The organism is Rhodococcus sp. UNC23MFCrub1.1 (genome assembly GCF_000686025.1).
Lineage (GTDB): Bacteria > Actinomycetota > Actinomycetes > Mycobacteriales > Mycobacteriaceae > Rhodococcoides.
This window is the reverse complement of the sequence record NZ_JMLQ01000001.1, coordinates 203,352-219,556: the sequence shown is the minus strand read 5'-3', so window position 1 is coordinate 219,556 and position 16,205 is coordinate 203,352. Positions and strand designations below refer to the sequence as shown.

The 16,205-nt window shown below is 69.2% G+C and carries 17 protein-coding genes; 10 read left to right on the top strand and 7 right to left on the bottom strand.

The window, feature by feature from the left end; genetic code table 11:
• Window positions 1–12: 12 nt before the first annotated feature.
• The 5 genes from BR07_RS0101010 to BR07_RS0100990 all read right to left on the bottom strand — a co-directional run bounded on the left by BR07_RS0101010 (window position 13) and on the right by BR07_RS0100990 (window position 5,247).
• Window positions 13–1,149, bottom strand: coding sequence for an Mrp/NBP35 family ATP-binding protein (locus BR07_RS0101010; RefSeq protein WP_027503855.1), 1,137 nt, complete (start codon window positions 1,147–1,149; stop codon window positions 13–15).
• Between the two features lie 24 nt (window positions 1,150–1,173).
• A complete protein-coding gene (locus BR07_RS0101005) occupies window positions 1,174–2,022 on the bottom strand; it encodes a lytic transglycosylase domain-containing protein (protein WP_027503854.1) in 849 nt (282 codons plus the stop codon).
• A 150-nt stretch (window positions 2,023–2,172) separates the two neighbouring features.
• Entirely contained in the window at window positions 2,173–3,294 is a 1,122-nt protein-coding gene (locus BR07_RS22730; RefSeq protein ID WP_051612923.1) for a lytic transglycosylase domain-containing protein, read from the bottom strand.
• 65 nt (window positions 3,295–3,359) lie between these two features.
• Entirely contained in the window at window positions 3,360–3,977 is a 618-nt protein-coding gene (locus BR07_RS22725; protein WP_081821023.1) for a DUF1003 domain-containing protein, read from the bottom strand.
• Entirely contained in the window at window positions 3,970–5,247 is a 1,278-nt protein-coding gene (locus tag BR07_RS0100990; protein WP_027503853.1) for a magnesium transporter MgtE N-terminal domain-containing protein, read from the bottom strand. Before BR07_RS0100990 ends, BR07_RS22725 begins: the two co-directional genes overlap by 8 nt.
• A 55-nt stretch (window positions 5,248–5,302) precedes the next feature.
• Here BR07_RS0100990 and BR07_RS22720 point away from each other — a divergent pair, with 55 nt between their 5' ends.
• The 6 genes from BR07_RS22720 to BR07_RS0100960 all read left to right on the top strand — a co-directional run bounded on the left by BR07_RS22720 (window position 5,303) and on the right by BR07_RS0100960 (window position 11,272).
• Window positions 5,303–6,304 carry an HpcH/HpaI aldolase/citrate lyase family protein gene (locus BR07_RS22720; protein WP_268788555.1) on the top strand — a complete coding sequence of 334 codons (1,002 nt, stop codon included), beginning with the start codon at window positions 5,303–5,305 and terminating at the stop codon, window positions 6,302–6,304.
• A complete protein-coding gene (locus tag BR07_RS0100980) occupies window positions 6,301–6,792 on the top strand; it encodes a general stress protein (protein WP_027503852.1) in 492 nt (163 codons plus the stop codon). The genes BR07_RS22720 and BR07_RS0100980 overlap by 4 nt, the downstream gene beginning before the upstream one ends.
• Window positions 6,793–6,964: 172 nt before the next feature.
• Complete coding sequence (locus BR07_RS0100975; protein WP_231476097.1) at window positions 6,965–8,338, top strand: extracellular solute-binding protein; 1,374 nt, start codon at window positions 6,965–6,967, stop codon at window positions 8,336–8,338.
• Window positions 8,335–9,273 carry a carbohydrate ABC transporter permease gene (locus BR07_RS0100970; protein WP_027503850.1) on the top strand — a complete coding sequence of 313 codons (939 nt, stop codon included), beginning with the start codon at window positions 8,335–8,337 and terminating at the stop codon, window positions 9,271–9,273. Before BR07_RS0100975 ends, BR07_RS0100970 begins: the two co-directional genes overlap by 4 nt.
• A 3-nt stretch (window positions 9,274–9,276) precedes the next feature.
• The gene (locus tag BR07_RS0100965; protein WP_027503849.1) at window positions 9,277–10,107 is read left to right on the top strand and encodes a carbohydrate ABC transporter permease; all 831 of its coding nucleotides are present in this window, start codon (window positions 9,277–9,279) and stop codon (window positions 10,105–10,107) included.
• Between the two features lie 4 nt (window positions 10,108–10,111).
• Entirely contained in the window at window positions 10,112–11,272 is a 1,161-nt protein-coding gene (locus BR07_RS0100960; protein ID WP_027503848.1) for an ABC transporter ATP-binding protein, read from the top strand.
• A 67-nt stretch (window positions 11,273–11,339) separates the two neighbouring features.
• Here the strand turns inward: BR07_RS0100960 and BR07_RS0100955 are convergent, their stop codons facing one another.
• Together BR07_RS0100955 and BR07_RS0100950 are read right to left on the bottom strand one after the other, a co-directional pair.
• Window positions 11,340–12,188, bottom strand: coding sequence for a hypothetical protein (locus tag BR07_RS0100955; protein ID WP_027503847.1), 849 nt, complete (start codon window positions 12,186–12,188; stop codon window positions 11,340–11,342).
• A complete protein-coding gene (locus BR07_RS0100950) occupies window positions 12,178–12,888 on the bottom strand; it encodes a metallophosphoesterase family protein (protein WP_027503846.1) in 711 nt (236 codons plus the stop codon). The genes BR07_RS0100955 and BR07_RS0100950 overlap by 11 nt, the downstream gene beginning before the upstream one ends.
• Window positions 12,889–12,948: 60 nt before the next feature.
• Between BR07_RS0100950 and BR07_RS0100945 the strand changes: the two genes are divergently transcribed.
• The 4 genes from BR07_RS0100945 to BR07_RS0100930 all read left to right on the top strand — a co-directional run bounded on the left by BR07_RS0100945 (window position 12,949) and on the right by BR07_RS0100930 (window position 16,200).
• Window positions 12,949–13,563 carry a suppressor of fused domain protein gene (locus BR07_RS0100945; protein WP_027503845.1) on the top strand — a complete coding sequence of 205 codons (615 nt, stop codon included), beginning with the start codon at window positions 12,949–12,951 and terminating at the stop codon, window positions 13,561–13,563.
• Window positions 13,564–13,591: 28 nt separating this feature from the next.
• On the top strand, window positions 13,592–14,470 hold the full coding sequence (locus BR07_RS0100940) for a PHP domain-containing protein (protein WP_027503844.1): 879 nt from the start codon (window positions 13,592–13,594) through the stop codon (window positions 14,468–14,470).
• Complete coding sequence (locus BR07_RS0100935; RefSeq protein ID WP_027503843.1) at window positions 14,467–14,724, top strand: hypothetical protein; 258 nt, start codon at window positions 14,467–14,469, stop codon at window positions 14,722–14,724. Before BR07_RS0100940 ends, BR07_RS0100935 begins: the two co-directional genes overlap by 4 nt.
• 243 nt (window positions 14,725–14,967) lie before the next feature.
• Window positions 14,968–16,200: an NAD(P)-dependent malic enzyme gene (locus tag BR07_RS0100930; protein WP_081821089.1), complete on the top strand. Its 1,233-nt coding sequence runs from the start codon at window positions 14,968–14,970 to the stop codon at window positions 16,198–16,200.
• Window positions 16,201–16,205 lie beyond the last annotated feature (5 nt).

The following is a 16,205-nucleotide window of genomic DNA, read 5'->3' as shown; positions in this document are numbered from 1 at the left end:
TCCTTCCGGCCGTCAGAGGTGCCGGGTGGTGTCGATACCCAGGCTCATGCCCGCGAGGCCGCGACTACGGACCGACAGCTTCTCGGCCACCTCGATCATGGCCTTGGCCGCGGGCGACTCCGGATCGCTGAGCACGATCGGAACGCCCGAGTCGCCGCCCTCGCGCACCGCGGTGTCGAGCGGGATCTGGCCCAGCAGCGGGACCTTCGCGCCGACCGCGGTGGTGAGTCGCTCCGACACGGCCTGGCCGCCGCCGGAACCGAAGATGTCCATCCGCGATCCGTCGGGCAGCTCGAGCCACGACATGTTCTCCACCACCCCGACGACTCGCTGACGCGTCTGCAGGGCGATGGCGCCGGCACGTTCCGCGACCTCGGCCGCGGCCTGCTGCGGAGTGGTCACGACGAGGATCTCGGCACCGGGGATCAACTGGGCGACCGAGATGGCGACGTCGCCGGTACCCGGCGGCAGATCCAGCAGCAGGATGTCCAGGTCGCCCCAGAACACGTCGGCGAGGAACTGCTGCAGGGCGCGGTGCAGCATGGGACCGCGCCAGACGACGGGCGTGTTGCCCTGGGTGAACTGGGCGATCGAGATCATCTTCACGTCGTGCGCCACGGGCGGCATGATCATGCGCTCGACCTGTGTGGGGCGAGCGTCGGTACCGAGCATGCGGGGCACCGAGTGGCCGTAGATGTCGGCGTCGAGGACGCCCACCGACAGTCCCTTGGCGGCCATCGCAGCGGCCAGGTTGACGGTGACGGACGACTTGCCGACACCGCCCTTCCCCGACGCCACCGCGTACACGCGGGTGAGGGAGCCGGGCTGAGCGAACGGGATGACCGGCTCGGCGGAATCTCCCCGCAACGACTTGCGCAGTTCGGTGCGCTGCTCGTCGTTCATGACGTCGAGCTCGACGCGGATCTCACCGACACCGGCGACGTCGGCCACGGCCTTGCGTACCCGGTCGGAGATCTCCGTCTTCATCGGGCACCCGGCGGTGGTCAGATAGATGCCGACGTCCACGGATCCGTCGTTACCGAGCGCGACACTCTTGACCATGCCGAGTTCGGTGATGGGCTTGCGAATCTCGGGATCGTTCACGCGCGCGAGGGCGCTGCGAACGTCCGATTCGGTGGCTACGGGCATCTCTCCATGGTATGCGGTACCGCGTCAGTGAATTCGGGGCAGGTCCGCTTCGGAGGGGGCGATGCCGGTGGAGTAGGCGACCGACCACGCGACCACGTTGGCCACGTAGGCCATCGAGTTGTTGTAGCGCAGGATCGCCTGTGTGGCCTGGATCGGATCCGCCATGTTCAGGCCGCCGTCGCACAGGTACTTCCCGGTGGTGGCGGCGCTGTCGAACAGGTTCTGCGGGTCGGCCCTGCCGTCCCCGTTCCCGTCCGTGGCGTAGTGCTTCCACGTCGCCGGCAGGAACTGCATCGGCCCCACGGCGCGGTCGTACGTGGCGTTGCCGTCGAGCTCGCCGCCGTCGGTGTCCATGATCACGTTGTTGCCGGCGAGGCTGCCGTCCAGGACCGGTCCGAGGATCGGTTCGAACAGCGTTCCGTCGGCACCCGCCTTGCCGTCGTTCGCGTGGGTGGACTCGACCCGGCCGATACCGGCGAGGAGGGCCCAGTTCATCGAGCAACCGGGGGTGGTCTGCGCCAGGAGGGTCTCGGCGCTCTTGTAGGCGGCGACGTTGATGCCCGGGACGCCGAGCGGGCCGGCCGCGAGGGACTCGGGCAGCGCGGGGGCGGGAGCGGGCTCCGGCGCCGGCGGTGCCACGGGCTCGGGCGCGGACTGCGTGGTGGGTGCGGGCGCGACGTCCACCGCCGGGGCCACGTCGGTGGGCTCGAGGGCGGACTCGCTGGCCGTGGTGTGCGTGCGGAGGAACGGGATGTCGGCGCTGGCGCCGTAGCCACTGGCCACGGTGATCGCTCCCGCGGGGATCAGACCGGTCAGCGCGATGACCGTGTTCCGTCGCAGAGTGGAAGACGATCGTTTGCGGTGCCGACCCACGGATACACAACCTCCTCGCCCCCGCGAGACTCGTGATCCGCGACGACTGTTCCCGCCCCGTTCCGGGGCGCTTCCGACCTTTGCTGTCGGAGCGAGGCTACCTGATCCGTTGCCGATCCGTTACCGGCCCGTGATGTGAGCCACGACCGGTCACGGTGTCGTGACGGACGTGTCCTGCTCAGGTGGGGCGGGTGGTGCCACTGGTGCAGGAGGGCACAGGAGACACGGGATCGTGGGGAGCTCGATGACCGGGAGCGGCGGGAGTCCGGGGATGCCGAACGCCGGCGGCGGTGTCACCGGAGTGAGCGAGGTGTCCGGCATCGCGGTGGTCGTGGCGGTGGTCGTCGGGGCCGCGGTCGTGGGATCCGTGACCTCGCCACCGGCGGCGGCCGCCGCGGCGACGGCCAGCGCGTCCGCGGGGGAGGGCGCCGCCTCGCCGATCCGTCCGACGACAGGGGTGCCGCCGCCGGAGTACGCGGCGGACCAGGCCAGCACGTTGGCGGTGTACGCGGCGGAGTTGTTGTAGCGCAGGACGGCGGTGGTCGCCTGCGCCGGATTCGTCATGTCCAGGCCGCCCGAGCACAGGTACTTGCCCGCGGCGAGAGCCGCGTCGAAGACGTTGTTCGGATCGCTCCGACCGTCGCCGTTGCCGTCCGAGGCGTAGCCGGCCCAGGTGGCGGGGATGAACTGCATCGGCCCGACCGCACGGTCGTGCCCCGCGTCCCCGTCGAGCGCGCCGCCGTCGGTGTCGGTGATGACCGCGTCCGCGGCCGATCGACCGTCGAGCACCGGGCCCAGCACGGACGTGATCGTGGTGCCGGCGGCATCGGTGCGGCCGCCGCCGGCGTGGCCGGACTCGATGCGCCCGATGGCGGCGAGCAGGTGCCACGGCAGGTGACAGCCCGGTGTCGAGGTGGCGAGCTGGGCCTCGGCGGAGCGGTAGGCCTGCAGGACGAGTTCGGGAATGCCGAGTGCGCCGACGAGCACGGCGGACAGCGGCGCCGCAGCAGCGGCCGGGGCGCCCGCGGGCGCGGCGACGGCTGGTTTCGGGGACCGGAACGCGACCGGTTGCCGATCGGCGGGCTCGACCAGGCCGACAGCGCGCTCCCGTGGTGGGAGTGTGGGCGCCGCAACCGATTCGGCGGCCGCCATCGCGACGGAACCGTGCGCGGAACTCGGCGTCACCGAGCCGGCGGCCAGCGTGACCGCGCTGAGAAGAAGAATCGAGGCACTCAGTGCACCTCCGAGTCGAGAGTCTCGACCGACGCGCATACGACAAACCCCCACGAACACTCGGCTGCGCACTCACCGAGACCCGACGCGCAGTGTGACCGAGGTTACCGTCGCGTGTCCTCGCTGTGGTCGAAACGAGTTGTTTCCTCGACGGAAGGGGCGGCGGCGAACGAGGTGGAGTCCTCGTCGACCGACTTCTTGCGAGACTTCTTGCGCGCCTTCTGTTCCTCGGCCGCCGCCTGCGCGGGATCGAGCAGCGCCGCGCGCAGGTCGTCGAGTTCGCGGCGGAGGTAGTCGCGCGTGGCGACCTCGCCGACCGCGATCCGGAGCGCAGCGAGCTCACGAGCGAGGAACTCGGTGTCCGCCTTGGTCTGCGCGGCGCGCGAGCGATCCTCCTCGAGCGACACCCGGTCGCGGTCGTCCTGCCGGTTCTGAGCGAGCAGGATCAGCGGGGCCGCGTAGGCGGCCTGCGTCGAGAACGCCAGATTGAGCAGGATGAAGGGGTAGGGGTCCCACTGCAGGCTCACCGCGAAGACGTTGAGCAGGATCCACACGATGACGATCCCCGTCTGGATCGCCAGGTATCGCCCCGTACCGAGGAATCGCGCGACGTTCTCGCCGGTCCGGCCGACCGAGTCGACGTCGATGTCGAGCTTGAACCGTCGGGATCCGCGTGGAGTGTCGAGGCGCTGTCTGGCGGTCGCCGCCGACTTCTCACTCATGTCCCACGTGCTCCTGTTCGCGCCAGTCGTCGGGAAGAAGGTGGTCCAGGACGTCGTCCACGGTCACGGCGCCGATGAGATGCTCCTCGGCGTCCACGACCGGTCCGCAGACCAGGTTGTACGCCGCGAAGTATCGCGTGACGGCGGCGAGACTGTCGTCCGGGGAGAGCGTCGACAGTGTCGTGTCGATCACGCCGCCGACCAGACTGGCCGGCGGTTCGCGCAGCAACTGCTGGAGATGGACGCAGCCGAGGTAGCGGCCCGTGGGCGTGGCCGTCGGCGGTCGCACGACGAAGACCAGCGACGCGAGGGCGGGCGTGAGGTCGGGGTTGCGCGCACGAGCGAGCGCCTCGGCGACCGTCGCGGACGCGCTCAGCACCACCGGTTCCGGTGTCATCAGACCACCCGCCGTGTCGGGGGAGTGCTCGAGGAGACGTCGCACCGGCTCGGAGTCCTGCGGATCCATCAGGCGCAGCAGCGATTCGGCCTCCGGCTCCGGCAACTCGCCGAGCAGGTCGGCTGCATCGTCGGGGTCCATGGCCTCGAGCACGTCGGCGGCACGGGCGGGGGCGAGCGCCTGCACCAGGTCGATCTGATCGTCGTCGGGCATCTCCTGGATGACGTCCGCGAGGCGCTGGTCGTCCAGGGCGAAGGCGACCTCGAGTCGCCGCTTCTCCGGGAGGTCGCGGATCGCGTCGGCCACGTCGGCGGGCCGGAGTCCCTCGAACTGGGCGAGAAGCTGTGACACACCCTGACCCGGCAGGGACAGATCGGACCAGGTGAGGCCCTGCACGTTCTGCCAGTCGAGCACGTGGATGCTGCCGCGGCGACCCAGCCGGGTGCGGTGGGGGCGCACGGCGACGCGCGCGATGACCCAGTCCCGCGTGCGGGTCTGCTCGATGCCGAGGTCGACGACGACGCAGTCCACGCCGTGCAGATCCTCGGCGTCCGGATCGTCGGTCCGCACCCGTGAGTCCAGGACCTGGGCCAGGGCCAGTACCTCGCCCGGTCGCTGGACGAAGCGGCGCATACTGACGTTGCCGGTGGTCAGCGTCACCGACGTCGGTTCGACGGCCGTCACGCGCAGCATCGGAACGAAGATCTTGCGCCTCGTGGCCAGATCGACCACGAGGCCGAGGACGCGGGGTTGCTGGCGACCGACGCGCACGGTCACGACGATGTCGCGGACGCGGCCGATGCTCTCACCGTCGGGTCCGAGCACCACGAGGCCCGCGAGCCTGGCGGCGAACACCTTGTTCACTGCTGCCATGGGCGCAACAGTAGACGGGGGCCTCGCACGCGGTGCGGGCCGATAGTGTGCCGTGGTGACCACCACAGTGCCGCGCGCCCGCCTCCGACGCTCCGTGCTCGCCGTGCCGGGCAGCAGTCCGAAGATGATGCGCAAGGCTCTGAGCCTGCCCGCCGACGCCGTCTTCCTGGATCTCGAGGACGCGGTCGCGCCGGCCGCCAAGGCGCAGGCACGCATCGACGTCGCCGACGCGCTCGGATGGGACGGGTGGGGCACGCAGCTCCGGCTCGTCCGGGTCAACGACTGGACGACGGAGGCCACGTTCCGCGATGTGCTCGAGGTGGTCGGACGGGCGGGTGCCCACCTCGACGCCCTCGTCCTGCCCAAGGTGCGCTCGGCCGGTGAGGTGCAGGCGCTCGATCTGCTTCTGACACAACTCGAACGCGAGTCGGACCTGCCCGTCGGCCGCATCGGGATCGAGCCGCAGATCGAGGACGCCGTGGGTCTGCTCCACATCGACGCCGTCGCGACGGCCTCGCCGCGGGTGCAGACCCTGGTGTTCGGGCCGGGTGACTTCATGGCCGACGTCGGCATGCGCACCCTCACGGTGGGGGAGCAGCCGCCCGGCTACGAGCGCGGCGACGCCTACCACCACGTGCTGATGACGATCTTGCTGTCGGCCCGGGCCCACGGGCTCCAGGCCATCGACGGACCCTGGGTGCAGGTCCGCGACACCGACGGGTTCACCCGCGCCGCCCGGCATTCCGCGGCTCTGGGCTACGACGGCAAGTGGGTGCTGCACCCCTCGCAGATCGACATCGCCAACGAGACGTTCTCGCCGCGCCAGGCCGACGTCGACCGCGCCCACGACATCGTCGAGACCTACCGTCGGTACCTCTCCGTCGACGGGGGAGCGCGCGGGGCTGTCATGGTGGGGGACGAGATGGTCGACGAGGCGGGTCATCGAATGGCTCGGGCCCTCGTCGAGGCCGCCGACGCGGCCGGCATGGTGCGCAGCGGTGCGCGGCCCGCACCGGACCCCACGACCGACCCGCCAGCAGGCACAATGGAGTCATGACGAACCCCATGTCGCAGTCCGGCCGCCCCGGACAGGGCCTCCCCACCCCGCCGTCGGGCTGGCCCATCGGTTCCTATCCCACCTACGCCGAGGCGCAGCGCGCGGTCGACTACCTCTCCGATCAGGAGTTCTCGGTCCAGGACGTCACCATCGTGGGTGTCGACCTCATGCAGGTCGAGCGTGTCATCGGTCGCCTCACCTGGGCCAAAGTGATTGGCGGCGGCATCATCTCGGGCGCCTGGCTCGGTGTCTTCCTCGGACTCGTTCTCGGAATCATCACGAACACCAACTATCTGAGCGCGCTCCTCGTCGGTGTGCTGGGCGGCATCGTCTTCGGATTGATCTCGGCCACCATTCCCTACGCGGCGACCAAGGGGCAGCGCGACTTCGCGTCGACGATGCAGTTGGTCGCGGGGCGGTACGACGTCCTGTGCGAGCCGAAGACGGCCGAGAAGGCGCGCGATCTGCTGGCGCGTCTCGCCATCTGACCTCTCACCACCGACCCGTCGGTACCGAAAGCATCACGGGATTGCAACAAGCCACCGTTTTCCTCTCAGCTTTCGACTAGGTTCCACTTCGCAGGGAATGCGTGTCCAACGAAGCACACGCTGCGGAGTCGGGCCGACTGTGGCGCCTTCTCTTGCGGCAGAGGAGGCGGTCGTGCCGAAGAGGTACAGGGCGAGGAAACTCGCAGCGACAGGGGCCGCCGCGGTGGTGGCCGGAAGTCTGTTGGCGGGGTGTGGATCCTCCGACGACGGAATCGTGTTGAGCTTCTACACCGCCGCCGACGGCGCGGAGCAGTACGCGGCGGCGGCGCAGGCGTGCACCGAGCAGTCGGGCGGCGCGTACCGGGTGGAGCAGCGCACGCTCCCCAAGAGCGCCAACGATCAGCGCCTGCAGCTCGCTCGCCGTCTGGCGGGCAACGACCGCACGCTCGATCTGATGACACTCGACGTGGTCTGGACCGCCGAGTTCGCCGAAGCCGGTTGGGCACTGCCGGTTCCGGACGATCTCGAGGCGAAGCTGCGTGACGGATCGGTGCTCGAGGGCCCGCTCGCCACCGCCGAGTGGCTCGACCCCGAGACAGAGCAGAAGGACAAGCTGTACGCGGTCCCGCTGAACTCCAACACCCAGTTGCTCTGGTATCGCCCGGACATGGTGCCGAACGGCCAGCCCCCGGCGACGTGGGACGACCTCATCGCCACCGCCGGCGAGAACGCCGCCTCCGGCAAGCCCGCGGCCATCGGTGTGCAGGCGAAGCAGTACGAGGGCTTCATGGTCTGGTTCAACACCCTCCTCGAGAGTGCCGGCGGATCCGTCGTCGGCGAGGACGGCACCACCGTGACACTGAACGACACCCCCGAGCACCGCGCGGCCACCGAGAAGGCGCTCTCGATCATCAAGAGCGTCGCGACCGCTCCCGGCGCCGACCCCTCGGTCTCCCAGAGTGACGAGGGCACAGCACGTCTCGGCGTCGAGGCGGGCACCATGTTCGCCGAGGTGAACTACCCGTTCGTGCTCCCCGGACTCAAGGAGAACGCCGCCGCGGGCGGCGTGTCCTTCCTCGACCTGTCCACCGTTCCCGCCGACCAGCAGGACGCGGCGGTGAACGAGGTGTTCCGCAGCGCGCCGTACCCCTCGGTGAACCCCGGTGAGCCCGCCAAGGTCACCATCGGCGGGTTCAACATCGGTGTCGCCAAGACCACCGAGCATCCCGACGAGGCGTGGGCCGCCGTCGCGTGCCTGACCGATGAGCAGAACCAACGCAACAACGCCGTCGACGGCGGTGTGCCGCCGGTGATCCGCTCGCTCTACGACGATCCCGAGTTCCAGGCCGCCTACCCGGCATGGGAGGGCGTTCTCGGCTCGATCGAGAGTGCCGCGGTCCGACCGGTGTCGCCCGCGTACCAGTCCATCTCGATCCTCCTGACCGACGCGCTCAACCCCCCGCAGGACATCGATCCCGTGGGAGACGTCGACAGGCTCGCCGATCTGGTCCGCCAGGCCGTGAACTCCGAAGGGCTGATCCCATGACCGTCACCGACGAGCCCCGACGCCCGCAGAAGCACGCCAAGGCGGCCGAGGCGGTGTCCGAGGGCAAGAAGGCGGAGCGCCGACTGGGGCTCCTGCTGGTCGCTCCCGCCGCGATCCTGATGATCGCCGTCACCGCGTATCCCATCATCTACGCCTTCTGGCTGAGTCTGCAGAAGTACAACCTGGCATTCCCGGACGACAAGGAATTCGTCGGCCTGTCCAACTACGTCTCCGTCCTCACCGACGGCTACTGGTGGACGGCGTTCGCGGTGACCGTGGGCATCACCGTCATCTCGGTGATCATCGAGTTCGTCCTCGGCCTCGCGGTCGCGCTGGTCATGCACCGCACCATCTTCGGGCGCGGCGTCGTCCGCACCGTCGTGCTGATCCCGTACGGCATCGTCACCGTCGCCGCCGCGTACAGCTGGTACTACGCGTGGACACCGCAGACCGGCTACCTGGCCAACCTGCTTCCCGAGGGCAGTGCGCCTCTGACGCAGCAGCTTCCGTCGCTCGCCATCGTCGTGCTCGCCGAGGTGTGGAAGACGACGCCGTTCATGGCACTGCTGCTGCTCGCCGGTCTCGCGCTCGTTCCCGACGATCTGCTCAAGGCGGCCCAGGTGGACGGCGCCGGCGCGTGGACCCGACTGATCCGCATCATCATCCCGTTGATGAAGCCGGCCATCCTCGTGGCGCTGCTGTTCCGCACGCTCGACGCGTTCCGCATCTTCGACAACATCTACGTTCTGACGAAGGGCAGCAACAGCACCGGTTCGGTGTCGATCCTCGGGTACGACAACCTCTTCGGGGCGTTCAACCTCGGTATCGGGTCGGCCATCAGCGTGCTGATCTTCTTCTGCGTGGCCATCATCGCCTTCGTCTTCATCAAACTGTTCGGGGCCTCCGCACCCGGCTCCGACGCGGAAGGACGCTGACCCATGGCAGCCACCACGAAGACGAAGGCCGGCTGGTCCATCGTCAACCTTCTCGTCCTGCTGTACGCGCTGATCCCGCTCGTGTGGATCATCAGCCTGTCGTTCAAGCCGGTGGCGAACATCGCCGACGGCAAGTTCATCCCGACGACGTGGACGTTGGACAACTACAAGGGCATCTTCCAGACGTCCCAGTTCACCAGCGCCCTGATCAACTCCATCGGCATCGGTCTCATCACCACGCTCATCGCGGTGGTCATCGGCACGATGGCGGCCTACGCCGTCGCTCGTCTCGACTTCCCCGGCAAGAAGCTCCTCGTCGGCGCCGCGCTGCTCATCGCGATGTTCCCCCAGATCTCGCTCGTCACACCGCTGTTCGACATCGAGCGTGCGCTGGGCCTGTTCGACACCTGGCCGGGCCTGATCATCCCGTACATCACGTTCGCGCTCCCGCTCGCCATCTACACGCTGTCGGCGTTCTTCCGTGAGATCCCCTGGGAGCTGGAGAAGGCCGCCAAGATGGACGGTGCCACCCCGGGACAGGCGTTCCGCAAGGTCATCGCACCGCTCGCGGCACCGGGCATCGTCACCGCGGCGATCCTCGTCTTCATCTTCGCGTGGAACGACCTGCTGCTCGCCATCTCGTTGACGGCCACCGAGCGTTCGGTCACGGTGCCGGCAGCGATCTCACAGTTCACCGGTAGTTCGCAGTTCGAGGAACCGACGGGCTCGATCGCGGCTGCGGCCGTGGTCATCACCATCCCGATCATCATCTTCGTCCTGTTCTTCCAACGTCGTATCGTGGCGGGCCTGACGTCCGGCGCAGTGAAGGGATAAGTCCATGGCCGAAATCGTTCTCGACAAAGTGACCAAGCTGTACCCGGACGGTGCCGCGGCGGTGAGCGACGTCGACATCACCATCGCCGACGGCGAGTTCATCATCCTGGTCGGACCCTCCGGCTGCGGAAAGTCCACCACGCTCAACATGATCGCCGGCCTCGAGGACATCTCGAGCGGCGAGCTGCGCATCGCCGGTGAGCGCGTGAACGAGCGGGCACCGAAGGATCGCGACATCGCGATGGTGTTCCAGTCGTACGCGCTCTACCCCCACATGACGGTGCGCGACAACATCGCCTTCCCCCTCACACTCGCCAAGATGAGCAAGGAGGACATCGCGAAGAAGGTCGACGACGCCGCCCGCATCCTCGACCTGGGCCAGCACCTCGACCGCAAGCCGTCCAACCTCTCCGGTGGTCAGCGTCAGCGCGTCGCGATGGGACGCGCGATCGTCCGCAGCCCCAAGGCGTTCCTCATGGACGAGCCGCTGTCGAACCTCGACGCCAAGCTGCGCGTGCAGATGCGGACCGAGATCGCCCAGCTGCAGAAGCGTCTCGAGACCACCACGGTGTACGTGACGCACGACCAGACCGAGGCCATGACGCTCGGCGACCGCGTCGTCGTGCTCCGCGGCGGACTGGTGCAGCAGATCGGCTCGCCGCAGGAGCTCTACGATCACCCGCGAAACCTGTTCGTGGCGGGCTTCATCGGGTCGCCGTCCATGAATTTCGTGTCGGGTCGTCTGACGGACGGCGGGGTCACCACCTCGCTCGGCGAGATCCGGTTGAGCGACGAGGCTCGGCAGAAGATCGCCTCGAAGAACGCGAAGGGGGACGTCGTCGTCGGCATCCGCCCCGAGCATCTCGAGGACGCCTCGCTCGTCGAGTCGTACCAGAAGATCAACGGCAGCACCTTCTCGGCGCGAGTCGAGGTGCTGGAGTCGATGGGGTCGGACAAGTACATCTACTTCTCCGCCGAGGGCCCCAAGGTCACCTCGCGCGAACTCGACGAGCTGGCCGCGGACTCCGGCGCGGACGGCGGCCAGTTTGTCGCTCGACTCTCGGCCGAGTCCGCCGCTCGCATGGGTGAGTCCATCGAGCTGTGGTTCGACCAGAAGCGCGTGTCGGTGTTCGACGTCGAGTCGGGTGCCAACCTGACGCTCTGACCGCTCGAACGCGACGACGGCCCCCACCGCACGGTGGGGGCCGTCGCCGTCTCGGTCGGCGCCCGTCTCAGTTCGGCGCGGCCTCCTTGAGCTGCGCGATGATCTCGTCGTTCCAGATGTGACTGCGCACCAGGCGGTAACGCTCGCGCGCCACCCACATGTAGGCCTCGGCGTCGGTGTGGCGGGTCAACATGCCCCCGACGGACCGCACCATCCGGACGACCGGCAGGAACTCCTCACCGAACCAGCGGCGGGCGACGGTGCGCCGGTCGACGAACTCGCCGAGCTCCTGCATCAGCCGGAAACCCCAGGCCTCCACCGCATCCGAGAGTTCGGCGTACTGCCACGGATCCGTGAACTCGATCGCCTCGCGCGACTTCCCGGTGAGGGGGACGCGGCTGAGGAAGATGCGCCGGTGATCCTTCACCAGGAGATCGCCCCTCGTGGAGATGCCGTCTGGGGAGATGCGGGTGATGATCTCGGTGACGTAGGCCTCGATGGTGAGACTGTGCATCGCGCAGGCGATGGACACGCGATGGTGCCCGTCGATGACGAAGTGCATGCCGCCGACGCGATACACCTCGATGGGCGGCATCGGTTCGCCGCGGCGCCAGGCGGTGGCGAGGCGCTGCCAGCGTTCGCGTGTCCGGGTCGACGTCGGGCGGAAGTACCGGTCGAAGTCGCGGGTGCGATCCACGCTGCCCACGATCGAGTCGACCCGGATGACCTCGAGTCCGACGCGGCGCTCCCGCACCTTGCCCAGGGCGGCGACCACCTCGTCGAACGGCAGGATCGTGTTGATGTCGTCCGGTTGACGGCGCAGCCAGCCGACCAGCCGCGCCACGTCCGCGCGCCGGCGCTGGCGGGAGAAGTCGTTCTGCGCGTCGGCAGCGGGGAATCCGGTGTCACGAGCCATGACGTCGCCTCTCGATGATGGGCGCGGTGTCGCCGCCCGGGGTGATGTCGATCAGGGCGTAGCCGACGGTGTTGATCACCGTGGCTCCGTGCAGCTGTCGGTCGGCCGGCCTCGTGCCGTGCGGGTGGATGTGTCCGTGGACGAGGAGCTGAGGCCGCAACCGCTCGGTGAGCGGATCGAGACACCGGAAACCGCGGTGTGGTGCGTCCTCGGCGTCGCCGACACCGAACGGTGGGCTGTGGGTCAGCAGGACGTCGACCCCGTGTGCGTCCGCTCCGCGTCGCAGCAGCGGGTGCCAGGTGTGGGTCCGGATCAGGGAGCCGGAGCGCCGCTTCTGCTGCCGTTCCGTCCACTGGTTGGGTCCGTCGCGGTAGCGGATGGACCCGCCCAGCCCCGCGATCCGCAGACCGGCGGCGCTGACGATCCGTCGATCGGCGTTGACGGCGCCGTCCGGACCGGGCCAGCTCGACGGCAGCCCGGCACGCATCCAGCCGGCTCGACCGGCCGAGTACCCGGTGAGGTCGGCGTCGTGGTTGCCGGGGACGAAGACGCACGGGGCGTCGGCGGCCTCGGCGAGGTGCTCGAGGTACTCGAACGGCAGGTCGCCCGCACCGAGGACCAGGTCGACGTCGAACGGGAGTGTGCGGGCGTTCCACAGGCCTTCGACCACCTCGTCGGACACGGTCAGCACAGTCACCACACGCAGGACCGTACCGGCACGCCGGTCCCGTCGGAGCCGGTACGGAAGTCGTGGGGTTGGATGGACGGTGTGAGTGGGAGCGACGTGACAGCGCAGGTGCGAACCCATCTGCAGACGGTGCTCGGTCAGGACGACCCGTCCAGTGCGTCCGTGACCTTCCTGGGCCTCGAGCCGCTGGAGGTGTTGCTGTTCGCTGCCGACGTCGAGGGAGTCGTACGGTTCACCACTCTCGGGTGCTCGCTGCATCCGATGGCCGACCCGTCCGACATGGTCACCGACTCGCACCGAGGCCCGCGCGCCGAGCTGATCCTGGCCCTGCGCGGAGTCGACGAATCCGTCGCCGAGGTCTGGCGCACGCTCGCCGTCTTCGCCGCGTCGCCCGCGGTGGAGGGCATCGTGCTGGTGCCCGACGCCCTGCTGGACGCCGGCGAGCCTCTCTGGCCCGGCGCTCCGTTCACGGCGGTGCTGTTGACGGCCGAGTCCGGGGTGGCCGACCTCGAGCTGCCCGAACCGTACGATCCGGTGCGGTTCCTGCGGGCAGTCCCGATCACCGGCACCGAGGCCGCGTGGGTGCGCCTGCGCGGAGCCGATGCGTTGCGCGACGCGTGGACCGAGGCGGGCATCGACATCGCCGACCCGCGGCGCTCGGCGGCGTCGCTGCGCCCGCCCACCTGAGCGCTCGCGCACCTGACAGACTGGGCGCGTGCTGATCGATCTCCACACCCATTCCACGTCGTCGGACGGAACCGAGACGCCCACCGAGCTGATCGCCACGGCGACCGCCGCGGGCCTCGACGTGATCGCGTTGACCGACCACGACACCACTCACGGCTGGGACGAGGCCGTGGCCGCGGTGACCGCGACGCCCGGTGCGCCCACCCTGGTCCGTGGCATGGAGATGTCGTGCCAGGGCCGCGGAGCCGACGGTGACCCGGTGACGGTGCATCTGCTCGCGTACCTCTTCGACCCCGGGCACGTGGCCTTCGCCGAGGAGCGCAGCCGGTTACGTGGGGAGCGGGAAGTGCGTCTGCGCAGCATGATCGACCGTATGGCGGCCGACGGCTACGACGTCGACGCCGACACCATCCTCGCCGCGGCAGGTCCGTCGGCGGGCCGCCCGCACCTCGCCCGTGCACTCGTCGCGGCCGGAGTCGTCGAGACCGTGAACGACGCGTTCACCGACCTGCTGCGGACCGGTGGGACGTACTACGTCGAGAAGGCGGACACCCCACTCGACCTCGCCGTCGAGTTGATCGCCGACGCCGGGGGAGTGCCCGTCATCGCCCACGCCCGCGCGCGCACGCGAGGTCGACTCCTGCACACCGACCACATTCTGGAGCTCGCCGCCGGTGGGCGACTCGGCGGACTCGAGGTCGATCACCCCGACCACAGCCCCGAGGACGCGGACGTCCTGCGCGACATCGCGCGCGAGCACGATCTCGTCGTGACCGGATCCTCCGATTACCACGGCACCAACAAGACGACGCCGATCGCGGCCCGCACCACCGCCGAGGACCAGTTCGACGCGTTGGTGAGCCGGGCGATGGGCGTGCCGCTCGTCGTACCCGGAGGCCGCCGGTGAAGGCGCTCAGCGGATCGATCACTGCGGGTCTCGTCGTCCTCACGGCGCTCGTCATCGCCGCCGCCGTCGTCGGCGGTGATCGGGGATTCCCCGGCCCCGGCACCGCGTCCATCGCGTGGCACGTCGCCGCCGTCGTCGCGGCGCTCCTGCTCCAGCGGATCGCCGACCATCGCTCGCGTGGGGTGTCGTTCCTCGGCTCACTGGGCGTGCTGGTCGTCGCGGGAGCCTTGCTGTGGACGCAGTGGTGGGGCTGACGATGCAGTGGTGGGGCTGACCGGCACCTGTTTGCTCCCGAGGAACCGGCGGTGGCACACTGGCTCCACTCGCGATCACCGCCACCCCGTGGTGATCGACCCCGGTCACCGCTCGTCGGTGGCGCGCGAAGTCGGCTCACCCGCCGCGCACGCATCGAGATGTCGCCTGCCCTCGGTTCTCATCCCCCGGGCGCGCATCTCGACTTCCCCTCACGCCTGTGATCCGCACCCTCCGTGCGGACGATGAAGGAGCGCCCAGTGACCGCCGCAACAGATCCGACCGAACACACGACCGGCCTCCGGCCTGCCCGCGACGACCTCACGACCATCACGGACGACGAGATCTTCCTCAGCCACGTGGGCGGCAAGCTGTCCGTCGAGCTCACCGCGCCGCTCGAGACCAAGCGCGACCTCTCCATCGCGTACACCCCCGGGGTGGCCAAGGTGAGCAGTGCGATCGCCGCCGATCAGGAGCTGGTGAACAAGTACACCTGGACCGAGCGACTCGTGGTGGTGGTCAGCGACGGCTCCGCGGTATTGGGTCTGGGCGACATCGGCCCGCGCGCCTCGCTGCCCGTCATGGAGGGCAAGGCGGCACTGTTCAAGAAGTTCGCCGGCCTCAACTCGATTCCGCTGGTGCTCGACACCAACGACGTCGACGAGATCGTCGAGACGCTGATCCGCCTGCGGCCCAGCTTCGGAGCCGTGAACCTCGAGGACATCTCGGCACCCCGGTGCTTCGAGATCGAGAAGCGCGTCGTCGAGGCACTCGACTGCCCGGTCATGCACGACGACCAGCACGGTACGGCCATTGTCGTCCTGGCTGCGCTGAAAGGCGCTGTGGCAGTGCAGAAGCGCGAGCTCGCGGGTCTGCGTGTCGTCATCTCCGGTGCGGGAGCCGCGGGCGTCGCGTGCGCGAACATCCTGCTCGCCGCGGGCATCTCGGACGTTGTGGTGCTCGACTCGAAGGGCATCGTCGGTGCGGATCGCGCCGACCTCAATCCCGTGAAGGTCGACCTCGCCTCGCGTACCAACCCGCGCGGCCTCTCCGGGACGGCTGCCGACGCCCTGACCGATGCGGACGTGTTCCTCGGGGTCTCCGCGGGGAAGATCGGGCACGAACTCATCGCCTCGATGGCAGACGACAGCATCGTCTTCGCCCTCTCCAACCCGAACCCGGAGATCCATCCGGAGGACGCGAAGAAGTACGCCGGCATCGTCGCCACCGGACGCAGCGACTTCGCCAATCAGATCAACAACGTGCTCGCGTTCCCCGGTGTGTTCCGCGGTGCTCTCGATGCGGGCGCGCGGCGCATCACCGAGAACATGAAGCTCGCCGCCGCGGACGCGATCCTGTCCGTGGTCGGCGACGATCTGAGCGTCGACATGATCGTGCCCAGCCCACTCGACCCGCGGGTCGCTCCGGCCGTCGCGGCGGCAGTGGCCGCGGCTGCGAAGGCGGACGGCGTCGCCTGAGAGGT

What these genes read in the sequence shown, in the direction of transcription:
- BR07_RS0101010 (WP_027503855.1), bottom strand. Translation starts at nt 1,149, where the DNA reads ATGCCCGTAGCCACCGAATCGGACGTTCGCAGCGCCCTCGCGCGCGTG.
- BR07_RS22730 (WP_051612923.1), bottom strand. Translation starts at nt 3,294, where the DNA reads ATGCGCGTCGGTCGAGACTCTCGACTCGGAGGTGCACTGAGTGCCTCG.
- BR07_RS22725 (WP_081821023.1), bottom strand. Translation starts at nt 3,977, where the DNA reads ATGAGTGAGAAGTCGGCGGCGACCGCCAGACAGCGCCTCGACACTCCA.
- BR07_RS0100990 (WP_027503853.1), bottom strand. Translation starts at nt 5,247, where the DNA reads ATGGCAGCAGTGAACAAGGTGTTCGCCGCCAGGCTCGCGGGCCTCGTG.
- BR07_RS0100980 (WP_027503852.1), top strand. Translation starts at nt 6,301, where the DNA reads ATGACGAACCCCATGTCGCAGTCCGGCCGCCCCGGACAGGGCCTCCCC.
- BR07_RS0100970 (WP_027503850.1), top strand. Translation starts at nt 8,335, where the DNA reads ATGACCGTCACCGACGAGCCCCGACGCCCGCAGAAGCACGCCAAGGCG.
- BR07_RS0100965 (WP_027503849.1), top strand. Translation starts at nt 9,277, where the DNA reads ATGGCAGCCACCACGAAGACGAAGGCCGGCTGGTCCATCGTCAACCTT.
- BR07_RS0100960 (WP_027503848.1), top strand. Translation starts at nt 10,112, where the DNA reads ATGGCCGAAATCGTTCTCGACAAAGTGACCAAGCTGTACCCGGACGGT.
- BR07_RS0100955 (WP_027503847.1), bottom strand. Translation starts at nt 12,188, where the DNA reads ATGGCTCGTGACACCGGATTCCCCGCTGCCGACGCGCAGAACGACTTC.
- BR07_RS0100945 (WP_027503845.1), top strand. Translation starts at nt 12,949, where the DNA reads ATGGACGGTGTGAGTGGGAGCGACGTGACAGCGCAGGTGCGAACCCAT.
- BR07_RS0100930 (WP_081821089.1), top strand. Translation starts at nt 14,968, where the DNA reads ATGAAGGAGCGCCCAGTGACCGCCGCAACAGATCCGACCGAACACACG.